The sequence below is a fragment of the Winogradskyella poriferorum genome, assembly GCF_036553625.1.
GTDB classification, from domain to species: domain Bacteria; phylum Bacteroidota; class Bacteroidia; order Flavobacteriales; family Flavobacteriaceae; genus Winogradskyella; species Winogradskyella poriferorum.
This window is the reverse complement of record NZ_JAZHOU010000008.1, coordinates 56669-73237: the sequence shown is the minus strand read 5'-3', so window position 1 is coordinate 73237 and position 16569 is coordinate 56669. Positions and strand designations below refer to the sequence as shown.

Annotated in this window: 16 protein-coding genes; 5 read left to right on the top strand and 11 right to left on the bottom strand. The window is 33.0% G+C overall.

Annotated features, from left to right (window positions below; genetic code table 11):
- The gene (locus V1468_RS16010) at positions 1–444 is read right to left on the bottom strand and encodes an Lrp/AsnC family transcriptional regulator (protein WP_299097900.1); all 444 of its coding nucleotides are present in this window, start codon (positions 442–444) and stop codon (positions 1–3) included.
- Between the two features lie 83 nt (positions 445–527).
- Here V1468_RS16010 and V1468_RS16005 point away from each other — a divergent pair, with 83 nt between their 5' ends.
- Positions 528–956: a hypothetical protein gene (locus V1468_RS16005; RefSeq protein ID WP_331811216.1), complete on the top strand. Its 429-nt coding sequence runs from the start codon at positions 528–530 to the stop codon at positions 954–956.
- Here the strand turns inward: V1468_RS16005 and V1468_RS16000 are convergent.
- The 4 genes from V1468_RS16000 to V1468_RS15985 form a co-directional block, all read right to left on the bottom strand.
- Positions 953–1492 (bottom strand): sigma-70 family RNA polymerase sigma factor, encoded by a 540-nt coding sequence (locus V1468_RS16000; RefSeq protein WP_331811215.1) that lies wholly within the window; start codon positions 1490–1492, stop codon positions 953–955. The genes V1468_RS16005 and V1468_RS16000 overlap by 4 nt on opposite strands.
- Before the next feature lie 230 nt (positions 1493–1722).
- The gene (locus tag V1468_RS15995; RefSeq protein ID WP_331811214.1) at positions 1723–2808 is read right to left on the bottom strand and encodes an SMP-30/gluconolactonase/LRE family protein; all 1086 of its coding nucleotides are present in this window, start codon (positions 2806–2808) and stop codon (positions 1723–1725) included.
- Between the two features lie 11 nt (positions 2809–2819).
- Positions 2820–3332 carry a lactoylglutathione lyase family protein gene (locus tag V1468_RS15990; RefSeq protein WP_027880746.1) on the bottom strand — a complete coding sequence of 171 codons (513 nt, stop codon included), beginning with the start codon at positions 3330–3332 and terminating at the stop codon, positions 2820–2822.
- A gap of 280 nt (positions 3333–3612) precedes the next feature.
- Positions 3613–7050, bottom strand: coding sequence for a methylmalonyl-CoA mutase family protein (locus tag V1468_RS15985; RefSeq protein ID WP_331811213.1), 3438 nt, complete (start codon positions 7048–7050; stop codon positions 3613–3615).
- 497 nt (positions 7051–7547) lie between these two features.
- On the opposite strand from V1468_RS15985, the gene V1468_RS15980 reads away from it, so the two are divergent.
- On the top strand, positions 7548–8648 hold the full coding sequence (locus V1468_RS15980) for an OmpA family protein (RefSeq protein WP_331811212.1): 1101 nt from the start codon (positions 7548–7550) through the stop codon (positions 8646–8648).
- 32 nt (positions 8649–8680) lie between these two features.
- Here the strand turns inward: V1468_RS15980 and V1468_RS15975 are convergent, their stop codons facing one another.
- The gene (locus V1468_RS15975; RefSeq protein ID WP_331811211.1) at positions 8681–9811 is read right to left on the bottom strand and encodes a TlpA family protein disulfide reductase; all 1131 of its coding nucleotides are present in this window, start codon (positions 9809–9811) and stop codon (positions 8681–8683) included.
- A gap of 162 nt (positions 9812–9973) precedes the next feature.
- Between V1468_RS15975 and V1468_RS15970 the strand changes: the two genes are divergently transcribed.
- The gene (locus tag V1468_RS15970; protein WP_331811210.1) at positions 9974–10678 is read left to right on the top strand and encodes a DUF4197 domain-containing protein; all 705 of its coding nucleotides are present in this window, start codon (positions 9974–9976) and stop codon (positions 10676–10678) included.
- An 85-nt stretch (positions 10679–10763) separates the two neighbouring features.
- Positions 10764–10961, top strand: coding sequence for a Lacal_2735 family protein (locus tag V1468_RS15965; protein WP_331811209.1), 198 nt, complete (start codon positions 10764–10766; stop codon positions 10959–10961).
- On the opposite strand, the gene V1468_RS15960 is transcribed toward V1468_RS15965, so the two are convergent.
- From V1468_RS15960 to prfA, 5 genes are all read right to left on the bottom strand, one after another.
- Positions 10958–11464, bottom strand: a complete 507-nt coding sequence (locus V1468_RS15960; RefSeq protein ID WP_331811208.1) for a hypothetical protein — start codon at positions 11462–11464, stop codon at positions 10958–10960. The genes V1468_RS15965 and V1468_RS15960 overlap by 4 nt on opposite strands.
- A gap of 181 nt (positions 11465–11645) precedes the next feature.
- The gene (locus V1468_RS15955) at positions 11646–12428 is read right to left on the bottom strand and encodes an ABC transporter substrate-binding protein (RefSeq protein ID WP_331811207.1); all 783 of its coding nucleotides are present in this window, start codon (positions 12426–12428) and stop codon (positions 11646–11648) included.
- Positions 12429–12583: 155 nt separating this feature from the next.
- A complete protein-coding gene (locus V1468_RS15950) occupies positions 12584–13009 on the bottom strand; it encodes a hypothetical protein (protein ID WP_331811206.1) in 426 nt (141 codons plus the stop codon).
- 194 nt (positions 13010–13203) lie between these two features.
- Entirely contained in the window at positions 13204–14019 is an 816-nt protein-coding gene (pyrF, locus tag V1468_RS15945) for an orotidine-5'-phosphate decarboxylase (RefSeq protein ID WP_331811205.1), read from the bottom strand.
- Positions 14020–14056: 37 nt separating this feature from the next.
- The gene (prfA, locus tag V1468_RS15940; protein WP_331811204.1) at positions 14057–15133 is read right to left on the bottom strand and encodes a peptide chain release factor 1; all 1077 of its coding nucleotides are present in this window, start codon (positions 15131–15133) and stop codon (positions 14057–14059) included.
- 763 nt (positions 15134–15896) lie between these two features.
- Between prfA and V1468_RS15935 the strand changes: the two genes are divergently transcribed.
- A complete protein-coding gene (locus V1468_RS15935) occupies positions 15897–16559 on the top strand; it encodes an ABC transporter ATP-binding protein (protein ID WP_331811203.1) in 663 nt (220 codons plus the stop codon).
- Positions 16560–16569: the final 10 nt, after the last annotated feature.

Below are 16569 nucleotides of genomic sequence, written 5' to 3'. Positions count from 1 at the left end.
TTACTTTAAAGGCTTAATCTCACTATGTTTTACCACGTGAGATAATACAATCTGTGTTTTAGTTTCTCCATAAGTAATTAATTGGTCTATGAACGTTTCTAAGTGTTTTTGATTTTTTAAGACCACTTCCATTACAATATTTTCGTTTCCTGTAATTCGGTAGCAGTTTACAACTTCGTCGTAGGTTTTTACTTTTTCCAGAAAGGGTTTCAACATTCCCATAAATGCTCTCAAAGTAATTAATGCCTTTAACTGATAGCCAGCTTCAAAAGGTGAAACAAAAGTGGTATATCCTTGAATGATTTCGGCATCTTCCATCTTTTTAATACGTTCACTCACAGCAGGTGAGCTAATACCAACGCGTCTTCCAATCTCTGTATTAGACATACGTGCATTCTGTTGTAAACACTTTAAAATCTTCCAATTGAGTTTATCAATAACCATTTAAAGAAATAATTTAAAATAACACAAATATTAAAGCTAATATAATATTTAACCTTAAATATTAAAGTTAAATCTCATTTTTCTTGGGTAATTTCGTAACAATTGCTATTGAAATTATGAGTTACCACTTACCATCACATTTGTCGGATTTGCCTGTATATCAAAAGGCAATGGATATTATTATGCTTTCGAGAAGCATCTCGACATACATCAATCACGATTTATCATATTTGAACGAAGATGGTACAGAAGATAGCGACATTTACTTTTCTGGCGATATTGTGCAACAATCCACAAACCTGGCACCAGAAATTATCAATGCAGAACGCGAGCGCCATTCCGATAAGAAGCACAAACACCTGGAAAGTTTAGAACGTTTAACAAGCAGATTGTATAGCAATTGCAGACGATTGGAACGCTCTAAAAGCAATGGTAAAGATTACTTACCACTTCTTCGAGGTGAAATCAGAGCCTTTAGAAGGTTGAAGCGCAATTGGATGCTAACGCTTTAATTGCAGACCTTACAATCCTCTTTATCTTTTATCTCGCCAACTAAATGACCTTCGTCGTTCATTTGGTAGCCGCAACAATCCATAAAGCCTTGTGCTATTTGTTTTCTGCCACGTTGTATTTGAGATTTTATTGTTGGCAAGGAAAGGTTTAAACGCTCAGCTACTTCTTTTTGTTTTAAACCCATAATGTCTGACAAGAAAATGGGTTCTCTGTATTTCTTAGGTAGATTGACCAAAATACCTCTTAAGCAATCTTTTTCGGTATGCTGATGGGTTTCAGAAGTATCTGCAACTTCAAAATCATTTAGTTCTACTTTAATTTTTTTTGTTTTAAAATAGTCCATAAGTGTGTAACGCGCCACAGAAAATAACCACGATTTTAGCTTATCATCATCCTTTAAAGTCTGTAATTTGGTATGTACTTTTATAAAGGTATCCTGCAAAATATCATCCACTATACTTTCATCTTTAGTTTTACTTAAGATAAAACGTTTTATATCCTGCGCATATGTATCCCAAACGTATTTTGTAGTCATACTTTAATATAAAAAAATCAGCTTAAATTTTCAAAAAAACTCAAGCTGATTTTAGGTTTAACAATTACAATTACTACATGTACAATTTTGACAAGTACAGTCTGTACATCTTCCGTTATTACAAGGTTCGCAATTGCAATTACATGATTTATCTGTTTTCATAAGTGAATAAATTTTTAGGGTTCACTTAATAGACGATAAAACTTTAAAAAAGATGCATAATTGTTACGCTATTTTGGTAATTCGACTTTATTTATAGTGAAATTTAAGTTGCTTATATCGCCTGAAGCCTCGTTAATTCTAGAATTGGTATAATATAAATACCCATTGTAAATACTAAAAGTATCTGCCCATTTTACGTTATCGCCTTCAACTAAAGTTTTGATAGTTCCATTTGGTGTGATATAATCAATTTTATTGTGCTCTAAATCGGCATAATACAGATTACCAATTTGGTCAAAAATCATTCCGTCTGGTGCTGCTGTTTTGGCTTCAAATTTTACAGAAGCTTCAATTTCAGTTGAATTTTTCAAATTGAAACTACTCACAGGAACAGAGTATAAACTGTAACCTGTTAACGCTTGGTAAAATAAGCGTTGATTATTTTGGTCAAACGCAATTCCATCACAATGTACTGTATTTTTCCAAACTTTGTTATCAAACGTAAGCTCAGAGACTTCTGCTGTAGTGCTTTTGTGGTTATCTAAAATTCGAGTACTTTTTCCGCTTTTTAAATCCAAAGCAACTAATCCTGCGTGACCAGAATCTGTAAAATACAATTTGTTATTTGCTTTATCTACACGCAAATCGTTAATGTAAGAATCGCTATGATAGCTGTCCTTATCTAACTTATACGTTTGCTCTAAAACATTAGTATTTAAGTTGAATACAAACACTCTTGGCGCATCTACAACACCTGAAAATTTAGGGTTCCTCGTATCTAAAACATACAATTTATCCTCAAAAGCAACTACAGATTGCACACCTAGAAATTGATCGTCTTTTGGCTGCTCGCCTGGTTGCCATAAATTCCAAATGTCGTTTGGATACGACTTAGATGAACCATCTTCAAACACCTCAACTACAGAATATTTAACCGTATCTCGCCATCTTGGAAAGTTAGCAAACACACGACCGTTTTGTGTTACCGTAACACCTGTAACTTGCTGACCTTTAAAACTGGCAACTTCAATAACATCTTGCTTATTTTCAGAAATTGATTCTGAAGTTTTAATGTCTTCTGTTTCTTTTTTGGTATCGTTTTTACAAGCGAAAAATGATACAACAGATAGTAATACTATGAATAACTTTTTCATTTTAAAACATTTTATTTGTCTTCATTTGCATAAGCACCAGACGAATACGTTAACTCGTAACTGTGTGTATAAATTTCGAAAACAATCCCAAAAGGATCTTCTACATAACACATTTTATAAGGCTTATCGTTTGGGTAATATTCTCTAATTGGCATACGCTGTTTTCCACCAGCTGCAACAATTTTTTCAATTAAACCTTCAATATCTGGATCTTGCACACAGAAATGAAACAAACCTGTATTAAATGGATTAAATTCTGGCGCTTCCTTTTTACCGTGAGGAAAACTAAACAACTCTACACCTATACCATCAGACGTTGCTAAATGCGCGATTTCAAAGGTTTCCCAATCATCACCAAAAACATCAATACACATTTGCCCTATGGCAGTATCGGTTTCTTTTTTTACTAAAGATGGTGGCATAATGGTGTACCAACCCATCACTTCTGAATAAAATTTAGCAGCTTTATTAATATCTGGCACGGTAATACCAATGTGCGAAAATCGTTTTGGATATGTTGTCATAACGTTATTTAATCTTTTGAATAGAATGCAAAGTTATTGGGTGTTTTACTGAAAGTATGTTATAGGTTTTATAAAAAATAAAACAACCATTCCGTTTTCAATTGGAATGGTTGTTTGTAATCATTTTATAAGATGCTTCGGTTACGCTCAGCATAATCGATTCACACAATTTTTTAAAGTAATTAAGTGACTATAATTTTATGAGATCCCAAAACAAGTTTGGGATAAGCAGTCTGCTCAAATTTTTTCTTCCTTACAGTTGAAAAATTTGGCGACCCGCTTACATATTTCGTCTATACTGTCCACCAACTTCAAATAAGGCTGAAGTGATTTGCCCTAAACTACATACTTTACAAACGTCCATTAAGACTTCAAAAATATTTTGATTGTTAATGGCTTTGCTCTGTAAGTCTTTTAATAAATCGCCTGTATCTGCAGCTTTATGTAAATTTTGAAGCGTTTTAATTTGATCTTCTTTTTCTTCTTCAGTTGCTCTAATGACTTCCGCAGGTTGTACTGTTGGCGAACCTTTACTGCTTAAGAATGTGTTTACACCAATAATTGGGAATTCACCATTATGCTTCAAGGTTTCGTAGTATAAACTTTCTTCCTGAATTTTTGAACGTTGATACATCGTTTCCATAGCTCCAAGTACACCACCACGCTCTGTGATTCTGTCAAACTCAGTTAATACTGCTTCTTCTACTAAATCGGTTAATTCTTCAATAATGAAAGAGCCTTGTATTGGATTTTCATTCTTAGCTAAACCTAATTCTTTATTTATGATCAACTGAATTGCCATTGCACGACGCACAGATTCTTCCGTAGGTGTTGTAATAGCTTCGTCATACGCATTTGTATGTAGAGAGTTACAGTTGTCGTAAATAGCATAAAGTGCCTGAAGTGTTGTTCTAATATCGTTGAAATCAATTTCCTGAGCGTGTAAACTACGACCAGATGTTTGAATGTGATACTTCAACATTTGTGCTCTTGGATTGGCACCATATTTATGCTTTAATGCTTTTGCCCAAATTTTACGTGCTACACGACCAATAACAGCATATTCTGGATCAATACCATTTGAGAAGAAGAATGATAAATTCGGACCGAATTTATTGATGTCCATTCCTCGACTTAAGTAGTATTCTACATACGTAAATCCGTTAGCCAACGTAAATGCTAACTGTGAAATTGGATTTGCACCAGCTTCAGCAATATGATATCCAGAAATAGAAACTGAGTAGAAGTTACGTACATTATTTTCAATAAAATATTCTTGTACGTCACCCATTAAACGAAGTGCAAACTCTGTTGAAAAAATACAAGTATTCTGTGCCTGATCTTCTTTTAAAATATCTGCCTGAACCGTTCCTCTTACCTGAGCAATGGTCTTTGCTTTAATGTCTTCGTAGACGTCTTTTGGTAATACCTGATCACCTGTAACACCTAATAACATTAAACCTAAACCATCGTTTCCTTCAGGAATTTCAGCATTGTATTTAGGACGTTCTTTGTCCTTGTAAATAACTTTTATCTTTTGCTCAACTTCTTCTTCTAAACCATTTTCTTTGATATAAATCTCGCATTGCTGATCTATTGCTGCATTCATAAAAAAGCCTAGTAACATTGGTGCAGGACCATTAATAGTCATACTTACCGACGTCATAGCATCAGCCAAATTAAATCCTGAATACAGTTTTTTAGCATCGTCTAAACAACAAATACTTACACCTGCATTACCAATTTTGCCATAAATATCTGGTCTGTAATCTGGATCATTTCCGTATAAGGTTACCGAATCGAAAGCTGTAGATAAACGCTTTGCTGGCATCCCTAAACTTACATAGTGAAAACGTCTGTTGGTACGCTCTGGACCACCTTCGCCTGCAAACATACGCGTTGGATCCTCACCTGTTCTTTTAAAAGGATATAATCCTGAAGCATACGGGAATTCTCCTGGTACATTTTCTTGTAAACACCATCTTAAAATATCTCCCCAAGCTTGGTATTTTGGTAAAGCTACCTTTGGAATATCGGAATGTGATAACGACTTAGTATGTGTTTCTATCTTAATTTCTTTATCTCTTACTTTGAATCTATAAATAGGATCTTTATAACGATTTACCTTATCATCCCAACCTGTGATGATTTCCCAATTGTAAGGATCTAAGTTTAGCTTTACACGATCGAATTCTGCGATAAGCATTTTAATGAAATCCTTTTTGTCTTCCTGAACTTGTTTCAGGATCTCATTTTGGTCTAAACCTTGTTTTCCTATAAAAGACTTTTCAACTGCGCTCAAAGTGACATTACCAACTGAACAAATGGTTTTAAAAATTCCGTATAACTTTTGAGCTACCTCTACCTGAGCATCTGCTGTTTTGTCGTAAGCTCTGTTATTCTCTGCAATCTCTGACAGATAACGTGTTCGTGATGGTGGAATAACGAAAATCTTCTCGCTCATTTCCTTAGAAATCTCGAAAGTCGATTTTAAGTCTGCTTCAGTTTTTTCAGCAACTTTATCCATTATCGCTTTGTAAAGCGTGTTCATTCCAGGATCGTTAAACTGAGATGCGATAGTACCAAAAACAGGCATTGTATCTGGATCTTCGTGCCACAGATTATGGTTACGCATATATTGCTTTTTCACGTCGCGTAAGGCATCTAAAGCACCACGTTTGTCGAATTTGTTAATCGCTACTAAATCCGCAAAATCTAACATATCGATTTTTTCAAGCTGTGTGGCTGCACCAAATTCTGGTGTCATTACATAAAGTGACACATCGCTATGCTCTAATATTTCGGTATCTGATTGTCCGATACCAGACGTTTCTAAGATAATTAAATCGTATTCAGCCGCTTTTAAAACTTCTACTGCTTCATTTACATATTTAGAAAGCGCTAGGTTCGATTGACGTGTTGCCAAACTGCGCATATATACACGAGGTGAGTTGATGGCATTCATTCGGATTCTATCTCCCAATAATGCACCACCTGTTTTACGTTTTGAAGGATCTACAGAAATTAACCCAACGGTTTTTTCTGGAAAGTCGATTAAAAAACGACGTACCAATTCATCCACTAACGACGATTTACCTGCACCACCTGTACCTGTGATTCCGAGGACTGGTGTTTTTGAAGTTTCATTTTTAGTATGAATAGTTTCTAAAGCATCTTTGGCTACTTCAGGGAAATTTTCGGCAGCAGAGATAACTCTCGCAATAGATTTTGGATTCTTTTCGTGAAGTGTATTTGCTTCGCCATTTAATTGATCTCCTATGGCATAATCTGATTTTTGAACCAAATCATTAATCATTCCTTGCAAGCCCATTTCTCTACCATCATCTGGTGAATAGATTCTGGTAATACCATAATCCATTAATTCTTTAATCTCTTCAGGAAGAATTACTCCACCTCCACCACCAAAAATCTTGATGTGGCCTGCACCTTTTTCTTTCAACAAATCGTACATATACTTAAAGTATTCATTGTGTCCACCTTGATAGGATGTCATTGCTATAGCATTAGCATCTTCTTGTATGGCTGTATTTACAACCTCTTCCACACTTCTATCGTGCCCAAGGTGAATAACCTCTACTCCTGTTGCCTGGATGATACGACGCATTATATTTATGGCTGCATCGTGCCCATCAAAAAGAGAGGCCGCAGTTACAATTCGTACTTTATGTTTTGGTTTATATGGTGTGATTTGTTCCATTCGTAATAAAATTGCTTAAATGAGGTGCAAATTTACTGAATATTCAAAAAATATCATGGTTGGTTGCAAATTATATAACAAATCGAAACACTAAATATTTGTGATCATTAATTTATAAGAGAATAAACCTCATTTAAAGTATAATAAACAAATTATAAAAAAGATTGTATATACTGCTTCAACTTATATAATAACGTAACCATAATAGTTTCTTAATTTAAGATTTTGAATGAAAATAGTAGTTTTAGAAAAAAGTTCTTAAAACAGTTAACAAGATAATAACTCAATAAAAACGTTAATATTTTAGGAATTTTTTATATTTTTAACATATTGATTAAATTTTTAATTATTTAATCCTAATTCTATTCACTGACTTATTCCCTAACCTCTAAGTTAATAGTGACTCTTGCTAATTAACCGTGTCTAATGAAAACACGTGGGAGGATAATTCTTACGATAAAAATAAACTATAACCATTAACTAATTATTTATTTCTTATGAAACAAAAACTATTATTACTAGTTTGCTTTGTAGCTGGGATAGGATTTTCTCAAGCACAAGGATTACCAACAAACCCAGAACCAGGTAAATGTTATGTAAAATGTATTACTAAAGACGAGTTTAAAGAAGTTGAAGAAACAATTCAAACTTACCCAGCTTACACTACTCTACAAGTAATACCTGCAACTTACAAAACGGTTGAAGAGCGTGTTTTAGTAAAAGAAGCATCGAAAAAGTTTGTTTATGTACCTGCAACTTACGAAACTGTTGATGTACCTTATGTAAAGCAAGAAGCTCGCACAGATTTAAAAGTTGTTCCTGCAACATTTGGAAGAGATTCTAGAACTTTTGAAATTTACCCAAAGACTTCTGGTTGGGAGTATAAAGTTTTAGAGGATTGTCCTTCTGTAGATAAGGATGATTGTGTTGCTGCTTGTTTTGTTGAGTATCCTGCTCAATCTAGAGACGTAAGTTTTACAACTTTAGCATCTGACGCTAGCACTAACTCTGTACCAGTACCAGAGCAAACTACAACTTACAAGAAAAGAGTTATTAAAACTCCTGCTAGAATGGATGAGATTGAGATTCCTGCTGAGTACACAACTATTAAAAGAAGAGTTGTTGACACACCTGCAAGAACTGAAACTACTACTATTCCTGCACAATACCAAACAGTTACAAGAACTGTATTAGACAAAAAAGGAGGTATTACAACTTGGGAAGAAGTTGATTGTGAGTTATTAAACCCTAATGTATTACCTGTTTTTTATGAATTAGGTAGCGCTAGATTAACTGCTTCTTCTAAAAAGACTATAGATGACACTTTATTACCTATCCTAAACGATAGTAATGTAAGCATCGAAATTATGTCTCATACAGACTCTAGAGGTAATGATGATTTTAACATGTCTTTATCTCAACAAAGAGCAAACTCTGTTGTAAACTATTTAGTTTCTAAAGGCATCTCTAGAAACAGATTAACTGCAAGAGGTTTTGGTGAAACAAGATTGACTAACAGATGTTCTAACGGAGTTGACTGTTCTGAGGCTCAACACCAAAGAAACAGACGTACTGAGTTTAGAGTTATATCTAACTAAGAATTACATTATAAAAATAAAAAAAGCTCCTATTAAGGAGCTTTTTTTTGTATGTGATATACAGGATAACTTATCGTTTTCTTTTCAGCTTTAATGCCGTAATTATCTTCTAGATCTGTTTGCATCAACTGAAAAAACTTATAATGAAAATCCCAATCGTGTAACCCCAGAATTACATCTGAATCATCAGGAAATATAACTGGCATATCTAACACATAAGCCAGTTGATATGCTATATCTTTTAACGACACATTATCACCTTGTATTTGGGAATCTCCTATAAGATATTTAGAATTGTTAGTGCCCCAATCTATTTGATTGGTATCCCAAAACTTAGGTGTATCTATAGTAAAACTAATACCTTCACCTTCATCATACTTTCTATCAACACTTAGTTTTAATTCTGTAATAAGTTTAAATGCTAAATTCTCATTTGTATTTAGTGGTTTTTTAAAATACACCTCGTAATTGGTATCTAAGTCTTCTGCAATTACTATTTGGTTCTTGTAGATTTTAGCTAAATAACCCAAGATTGATTTTAATGATCCTGATATTTTTAAATAGTGGTCGTTATCCACAACGCTTAACTCTTCGAAACCACTTTGTAAAGACTTAACCTCCATGACTTCCGTTGGGATATATTCGTTTAAAGTTTCATCCTCTATGCTAACAACATTAAAAAACGAACTTAATGATGTCCTCGCTGTTTGCTGTCTTAAAAACCTTGCTACCATCTCTTTCTTTAGGTCTGGAGCTCCGCCTTCCCAAAGCACCTTTCCATTAGCATTAAACAAAACACCTGCAGGTAGAACATTTACATTATACTTGCTAAATGTCTCTTTATTATAGTCAATTGCAACCGCTAAATCATTCGGTTTTTTCTTTAAGAATCTTTCTACTTTAAGAGGATTTTCACTTGATAGTGACACAACATAAAAATCATTAGGAAATTGATTTTGCAAAACTTTTAAATGCTCTTTTGCTGTAATACATGGGACACACCAAGTTGCCCAAAAATCAACAAAATATAATTTGTTACTTTCAGGAGAAGCTATTTTAGATTCTTGAATAAATTCTGAAACTTTTACTTGGCTATAGCCATAATTAACCATCACAAGGAAAATTACGATTGCTAAGAGATTCTTTTTATTGAAACAATTCATAATGAACTTTATCGTTTTCAAATGGATAATCAAATACTATGCTAAAAATAAGAATTTTAAATAATTAATAAATAACAATACTATTTCTGGTATTAAAATTGCCTGTAATTTTATAACACCTTATTTTTAAAATATCTTTGTTTAAAATTAAAATCTTGAATTATGATCAAAAGAGTTTTTGCTTTACTTGTGGTTTTTAACTTAAGCGCATGCGCAGAATTACAAAATGTAATAAATGAATTACCACAAACTGGTGGATTAAGTAACGAAGATATGGCTGCTGGTTTACGCCAAGCATTAGACTTTGGTATTGACAAACAAGTAACTAAGCTAACTCAAAAAAATGGATTTTATAAAAATGAGCTGGTTAAAATTCTATTACCTGAAGAATTACAAAAAGTAGATGACGCTTTAAGAAAAGTAGGATTGAGTAGTTTGGCAGACGAAGGCATAAAAGCACTTAACAGAGCTGCCGAAGATGCTGTAAAAGAGGCTACTCCTATATTTGTTAATGCCGTTAAAGACATTACCTTTAATGATGCAAAAAACATTTTACTTGGCGAGGATAATGCTGCAACAGAATACTTAACTTCCAAAACTCAAACACAACTATACAACAAATTTAAGCCTGTAATTAGCAATTCTTTTGGTAAAGTAGGTGCCGATCAAATTTGGAATAATCTTATAACAAAGTACAATAATTTACCGCTTACCAATAACGTAAATCCTGATTTAACGGACTATGTTACTAATGAAGCTTTAAAAGGTGTCTACACCATGATTGCTGTTGAAGAGAAAGAAATAAGAACTAAAGTTTCATCTAGAACTACGGATTTGCTTAAGAAAGTCTTTGCTTTACAAGATTAATTATTTAACATAATTTTTCTTATTCAAAACGCATGTTATTTGCTTAATTTTTAGTAACTTAGAAGACTAACTAATATCTTATATCGTGCAGAACTCAGAACACTTGCTCCGAAAAAGGTTTAAATTAAGACAAGAATACCTACGACTTATTGAGGACGCTTACAACCTGAGGCAAACAGACCATGCACTAAGTGATTTTTCAGAATTTAAAGCTACAAAGATTTTGCATCAACTCAACAAACTTAAGTTTGTTATCGGAGATACAAATTTACAAGTCAACTAATTTTTACGCTTATATAACCCGTCAAAGGCCACAGTTACATCTTTACCATCTGTAATAGTTTCCCAGAGTTGCCTTACTGTTCCATCATCATTGTCGGTCCATGTTATACGATAAAAAAAAGTTTTACCTTCAGCATTCTTCTCGTCATCTGTTCTTAAAATCATTTGGTTACCAACCTTATTTCCTTTGAGATGTAAACTTTGCCCTTGGTTATCTACCCAGATTTGTTCCCACAGTTTTGTCTTGTAGTTATAAAAATTATTACTTGTACCTGTATATCCTGGTGTAGCACTAATCCAGTTTTCTTGCAATACACAATCGCCTTGTTTTTTTTCTATAGTATTCTCTCCAGCTTTTGTACCATTAGCATTGGTAACCTCCCAACTGCCAACCCAAAAATCAAATTCTGAGTGCTTTTCTGTACAACATTTACAATTAGAATCTTGCGCAACTAGTGAGATGGAGAACAATACAACAACAAAAAATGGTAAAAATTTTCTCATGATTGATATTGTTTTACCCTAAGTTATTAAACTACATTTAATTATAAGCTAATATTAACATAACATTTAAAAGCTAGAAAGTCAACATCTTTGTACCGCAAAAGAGATTAAGTCTTAAAAGAGATTAGAACAAGTTAGTTAGATGAAAGTCGGTATTTTAGTTAGGTACCGACTTTTCTATTTAATAAAATGTTTCTTTAAAATATTTGAAAGACTTCAACAATCGGCTTCCGTACCACGAAAACATTTCACCATCAACTATACTTATATCTTTTAACGGAAACTGCTCTCTAAAACCCTCTATATCTTTAGTTTTAAAAGGATATGGCTCACTTGAAAGGAATATTAAATCGGCTTCTTTTAATTTTGAATGCTCTAAATCTATTTCAGGATAACGTGCTTCGCTCTCAAAAACATTACTAAAACCAGCCTCATTAATCATTGTGTTTATAAACGTATTTGAAGCTACAACCATCCAAGGATTCTTCCAAATAAAATAGGCTACTTTCTTCTTACTTTTAGATTGTAAAGCAGATTGAAATTTTTGTCTTTCAATTTTAATAGCCTCAATTAAGTCTGAAGCATTTTTAGAACTATTGAAAATAGTACCATACATTTTTATAAGCTCTAAACAATCTTCTACAGTATCTACATCACTAATATGTATTGGAGCTACATCTTCTAAATCTCTGATGATTTCCTTTGTATTTTCTTCTTTATTACAAAGTATAATGTCTGGCCGAAGCGCTTTTATTTTATCAAGATGAATTTGTTTTGTACCTCCAACAACCGCTTTATGTTTTCTGAGATGATTTGGGTGTACACAAAATTTTGTAACACCTACAAGGTCGTTTTCTAGTCCTAAATCAACTAATAATTCGGTTTGCGAAGGCACTAGAGATACAATTCGTTTCGGTGTATGCTCTAGCTCAACGTTTCTATTTAACTGATCTAAGTATTTCATCTTGAGATGTTGAAATGAGTTCAGAATGGTATATTCGTATATAGTTTATTATTGAAATTACATCAGATTTTCTGATTTAGCTAATAAGGTTGATTTTCTATCTCCAATTAAGCTGTAATGAACTATATACACGATAGCTATGTATCCGATTTTTTTTAATTACATCCAATTTTAGGAATACACAACATTGGTGGTAAACCTCCAAGTATTGAAACACCTATTTTTTCAGATTTATGAGTAAAATATAATATTTTGTTTTCAATTTTTTCTGGTAATTCATCAGGCATTCCCACTTGGTAGATTATTGCTTTATCAACATTTTTATTGATAAAAGCAATATTACTCATTCCACGAGGCGATTCCATTTCTCCGATTCCGATAATTTTAAAACTAGTAATTACGTGATAGTAATTTTGATTATCCAAATCCATTAATTTACCCAAGTATGTAATTTCAGTTTTAGCATATTCATCGGTCAATATTTGTTTTTTCGTTATTAAATTTTCAGAAATGAATTGCTTATAAAATTTTAATTTTGATTGACCAAAGGCATACTTTTCAGTCAATTCTTTTCTTTTCATATTTTGATTAAAAACTAAAGTATCTAAAATTAAGCCGAATTCGTTCTTTTCCGTTTCTACTTGATATTCCGCAGTTAAGTTGTTCCACGTATCAATTTGTTTCTCTTGTTGATTACAGCTTACAAGCAGAATTAATATTAGAATTATATATACAATTTTAATTTTCACGATAGTTTTCTCAAATGACAAAAAACTTAAGCATTCAGAATTTCACTCATCTGCAACTGCAACTCTTTAGCTTTTGCTGCTGCAGCCTGTGCAAAATCATCGTTTTGAGATGCATATATTATTCCTCTAGAAGAATTGATAAGCAAACCTACAGCATCAGTCATTCCGTATTTACAAACATCTTGAAGATTACCTCCTTGTGCACCAACACCTGGCACCAACAAAAAACTATCTGGTATGATTTGCCTAATATCTGCTAAAAACTCTGCTTTTGTGGCACCAACCACGTACATTAAATTTTCAGAATTTTTCCAAGTTTTTGAAGTTTTTAAAACCTGCTTATAAAGTTCTACTCCATCAACGGTTTGAGTTTGAAAATCGAAAGCTCCTTGATTAGAAGTTAGTGCTAACAAAATGGTGTGCTTATCCTCAAAAGCTAAAAAAGGTTCTACCGAATCTTTGCCCATATATGGTGCTACAGTAACACTATCGAAACCTAAATCTTCAAAAAAAGCTTTTGCATACATTGTACTTGTGTTACCAATGTCTCCTCGTTTTGCATCTGCAATGGTATAAATTTCCGGATGCTTGTCGTTGAGATAATTTATGGTTTTTTCTAAAGCTTGCCAGCCTTTAATTCCGTAGGCTTCATAAAAAGCAGTATTAGGCTTGTATGCCACACAAAGCTGATGTGTTGCATCAATTATAGCTTTATTAAAAGCAAATATTGGGTCTTCTTCCTCTAAAAGGTGTTGAGGAATTTTATTTAAATCTACATCTAATCCTATGCAAAGAAAGGATTGTTTTTTCTTGATTTGAGTGATTAGTTGTTGTGTTGTCATGTTATAAAAAAAAGCCTCAAAAAAGAGGCCTAAAAATTTATATTGTTTCGTCGCTAGCTTTTAACAACTCAGTGTTTTCTGCAAGCATTAACTCGTCTATTATTTTTTGAATATCTCCGTCTATGATGTTTGATAAATCATATAAGGTTAATCCAATTCTATGATCGGTTACACGACCTTGAGGATAGTTGTATGTTCTAATCTTAGCACTTCTATCTCCAGAGCTTACCATACTTTTACGCTTTTCTGAAGCTTCTGCCTGACGCTTTCTTAATTCCTCTTCATACAATCGCGAACGTAAAACCTTTAAGGCTTTTTCTAAGTTTTTGTGCGATGATTTCTGATCTTGACAACTTACAATCATACCTGTTGGCTCGTGGTGTAGCTTAATTGCAGAGTATGTTGTATTTACCGACTGACCTCCAGGACCTGTTGATGTAGTACGTTCTATACGAACCTCTGTCATGTCTAGTTCGTAATCAAACTCTTCTGCCTCAGGCATTACTACCACAGTTGCTGCACTCGTATGCACACGACCTTGTGTCTCTGTTTGTGGTACACGTTGTACACGGTGCACACCTGCTTCAAACTTCATAGTACCGTAAACATCTTCTCCAGAAACTTCGAAAATAATTTCTTTAAAACCTCCGGATGTTCCTTCGCTTGTACTTACTACATCTACCTTCCAGCCTTTGTTACTACAGTATTTTGAATACATTCTGTATAAGTCACCAGCAAAAATACTAGCTTCGTCTCCACCTGTTCCTGCTCGTACTTCTACTACAACATTCTTGGCATCATCTGGATCTTTTGGTATCAATAAGAAACGAATTTCTTCTTCAATTTTAGGCAAATCCTCTTTAGCTTCATCTAACTGCATTTTTGCCATTTCTACCATCTCTGCATCAGAGCCATCTGCTATGATCTCTTCAGCTTCAGAAATATTATCTAATAATTCTTTATAAACGTCACCTTTATCAACTATTTTTTTCAGGTCTTTATATTCCTTATTTAGTTGAATGTAACGCTTCTGATCTGCAATAATATCTGGTTGAATTATGAGGTCATTTACCTCATCGAATCGTTGTTTTACAATCTGTATTTTCTCTAACATCTCTCTTCAAAAAATTGGAAATCAAAAGTACAATTTTTTAGTTGATTATGGAGATTTAAGTCTTTAGAAACTTATTTCTGAATTTATAGATTTTATCAAAAATGTATTTTACGACTATTTTAAAAAATATTTTTTAATCTTTTAGCGTTGTAGGTAGTATGCGAAAGCAGTTTACCTCTATACTAAACTACTACAAGCCGCTTGCTCTATGGTCGTTTTTAGTGACCATTGCTATTACGGTTATTAATCCGGAATTGATTTTAGCGCTTTGCACTAAATTATTCCTGGTCTTTCTGCTATGGATAATGATTAGTGATAGAAAATTAAGGCAACGCTTAAATTTTTATAAAATAAGAGGTGTGTCTAACCTTAAGTTTTTTAGTATCATATTTTTGCTAGACAGTTTAATTACCAGTGTTTTTCTTTCGTTGATAAAAGGTTTTATATAAAGAAACTCATCCTTAATTTTATGAAACACCTTTTGATTTTCTTTCACTTTTACAAAACCTATATCGCTTGGTCTTTTATCATTACTCTTTTACTTGGTTTTGTTGATTCGCATTATATTCCTGCTGTTTTAACTAAATTATTTCTAACTGTTTTTGCCTGGTATCTTACTAACGAAACTGCAAGTAAACGCAAATTAACTTTCTATAAAAATTTAGGATTCTCAATACAATCGCTCTTTATTTCTATGTTTGTTTTAGACAGCCTGCTTACGGTATTCATTCTTTTTTTATTTAAGCTACTTTAATTACAGAATATGATACTTGAAGTAGACAACATAGAATTGAATTTTAAAAACAAGCGCATCTTAAGCGGTATTTACCTAAAGGCCGAAACAGGTAAAGTAATAGCTATATTAGGCAGTAATGGATGTGGTAAAAGTAGCTTACTAGACATTATTTTTGGCAATTTAAAACCTAAGTATAAATTAATTAGAATAGACAATAAACCTATTCTAAAACCACTGTACAAAACCGGATTTATAAAATACCTGCCGCAATATCATTTTATTCCAAATGGTATGGTTGTTAAATCTGCTTTTAACATGTTTGGTGTAAGTTGGGATGAATTTGCATCAAGCTTTAATGCTTTTAAAACTTACAAATCCTATAGCATGGGTAAGCTTTCTGGAGGCGAACGTCGTGTTATAGAAACTTATTTGGCACTAAAATCTAAAAGCCTAATCACTATTTTAGATGAACCTTTTTCGCATTTGGCACCAATACATATTGAAGCTATTAAAACTTTAATTGAAGAAGAAAAAAGAAATAAAATAGTTATTGTATCTGACCATATGTACCAACACATTATTGATAGTGCAGACAAGATCTATTTGCTAAAAAATGCAACTACAAAAGAAATTAAAAATTTAAAGGAATTAGAAAGTTACAGGTATCTCAATGAAAATGTACTGAAATAAAAGTAGAATG